General features: G+C 42.0%; 1 protein-coding gene and 1 pseudogene. One reads left to right on the forward strand and one right to left on the reverse strand.

Annotation, left to right across the window (positions count from 1 at the left end; translation table 11 throughout):
• A pseudogene (locus tag PX636_RS05535) lies at positions 1 to 436 on the reverse strand (ArnT family glycosyltransferase); the annotation flags it as partial.
• A 381-nt stretch (positions 437 to 817) separates the two neighbouring features.
• Here PX636_RS05535 and PX636_RS05540 point away from each other — a divergent pair.
• On the forward strand, positions 818 to 2,211 hold a 1,394-nt coding region (locus PX636_RS05540; RefSeq protein ID WP_353853455.1), incomplete at its 3' end, for a glycosyltransferase family protein.

Raw genomic sequence — 2,211 nt, forward strand, 5'->3', positions numbered from 1 at the left:
GTAAGGCCAATAAATAAAGCAAGAAAATAGAGAGAGTGCCAAAAACTAAAGAAGGAATTCTAATTACTGTTAAACTACAGTCAAAAAATTCCTTTGCTCCCGATAAAATAGCCGTCATACCCACAATTAATCCAAACAAGGGAGGATGATCAAACCAAGGGGTAACAAAACGATAACGAACAGCAGTTTTTTCCCAAACTGTCACCAGAAAATCATCCGTGGGACCGAGGAAAGACCAACTGGTAGGAACTCCCTCTTGAATCAAACTCATGCCACTCCAAGCAAAAGCAAATTCATCTTGAGTCCAGTTATAGGGAGGCAAGGAATCGTACTGATAATATCTTAAGATAAAACCTAATCCAGTAATTAATACACCCAGAAATAGACGGTAATCAAACTTTTCAAAATTCTTAAATAGAAAATCTCGCTGCATCATTATTCTGAAATTGGCTCGCTATTTATCTTTTGGGGTGAACCCGTGCTATTGTAACATGGTTTGACGGTTAAATTTTTTGACAAACCCAGATCGATTAAATACCCGATTATCGAGGTTAAGTCATCTCGATAATTTCTCCTTCGTAAATTCTCAGGGATATCAAATGGTAAACTCATCTTTATAGCCAACTCCAGACAAGGGACTCATTTCTGGCAGAAAAGTTCCCCAGTTTCTCCCCACTAAACTATAACTTAAGAGATTGACATTACCATCAGCAATATGCTAAAAAACATTAGCTTGATAGCCGAGTAACAACAATTACCCCGTTAAAAATCCCTATATTTTCCCCTAAAGCAAAAATCTTTATCCTTAGTTGCCAACATGATTTGTCAGTTAAATTCTTCTAGAGTTTGGTTGTTATTAATCCTTATTTTTGCCCTTTTCCTGCGTCTAAATGCCGCTTTCTCTTATCCTAATATTCTCTGGCCGGATGAAATTTTTCAGACCTTAGAACAGGGTCATCGACTAGCTTTTGGCAATGGGATGATACCTTGGGATTTTCGGGACGGGATTCGTTCTTGGTTATTTCCGGGGATTCTTGGCGGGATTATGAAGCTAACTGCTGGTTTTTCGGAAGGAGCCAGTGGCTATCTGGCCAGCATCAAGATTTTCCTCAGTTTACTATCTTTAATTCCCGTTTGGATCGGATTCTCGATCGCCTACGAAAGCATCGGTTTGGCCGGCGCTATCCTCGCTGGCGGTATTTGTGCGATTTGGTTTGAATTTATTTATTTTGCCCCGAAAGCCTTCACCGAAGTTATGGCCGCTTATTCCCTGCTAGTCGGCGTTTATTTAGGATGTTACGGCAAAAATCCCCCCTCTCGTCAGCGACTGTATTGGACAGGGTTTTTCTACGGATTGACCACCTATCTTCGATTTCATTTACTGCCTGCCATCGCCATCGCCCTCATTTATCAAGTTAGACAAAAAAATTTTCCACAATTACTGCCCCTTGCCCTCGGTTTTATCGGTCCGGTTTTGCTGGGGGGTGCTTTAGACGCTTTCACTTGGTCCACCCCCTTCCAATCGATTTGGAAACTGATCTGGATTAATATTTTTGAAGGAAAATTTAATAGTTTTGGCGTATCCCCCTGGCAGCAATATTTTACTTGGTTAGCCCTCAATTGGTCTTGGTGGCTGTTTCCGATCCTCGTCTTCTGTGCAATCGCTGCTCGTCGTCACTGGATTCTCGCCCTTCTGGCCCTAGTTATTATCCTCTCTCACAGCTTTTTAGGTCACAAAGAATATCGCTATATGTTCCCTGCCCTACCACTAATTATTATTCTCGCTGGTTTGGGAATCGCCACTCTCGTCTCGCGTTTATCGTTAATGCGAGGTTCCCTCGCCGGCAAAACTATCGTTATTTTTAGTAGTTTACTTCTTTGGGCTTTTCTATCCTGGTTGCTGGCGGGGCGTTTTAATACCGACCAGACTTTTAATTTCGGACCGCCTTGGCAAAAACCGGGCTATACTCACTGGCAAACCCACGGCGGACAATTACAGGCCTATCAGTATTTAAGTAGCGAGAAAAAACTGTGCGGTTTAGGAGTAAAAGGATTGGCGTGGCAGTACACGGGGGGATACGCCTACTTACACCAAGATGTACCGATTTATTTCCTTAAAGATAACCAAAATTTCGAGGAACTACAACCTTATTTTAATTATCTATTATTTAACCAAGACACTGCCGCGGTCGGAGATTATCAACGGGAGAA

The sequence above is a fragment of the Microcystis sp. M53598_WE2 genome (genome assembly GCF_030067735.1).
Lineage (GTDB): Bacteria > Cyanobacteriota > Cyanobacteriia > Cyanobacteriales > Microcystaceae > Microcystis > Microcystis aeruginosa.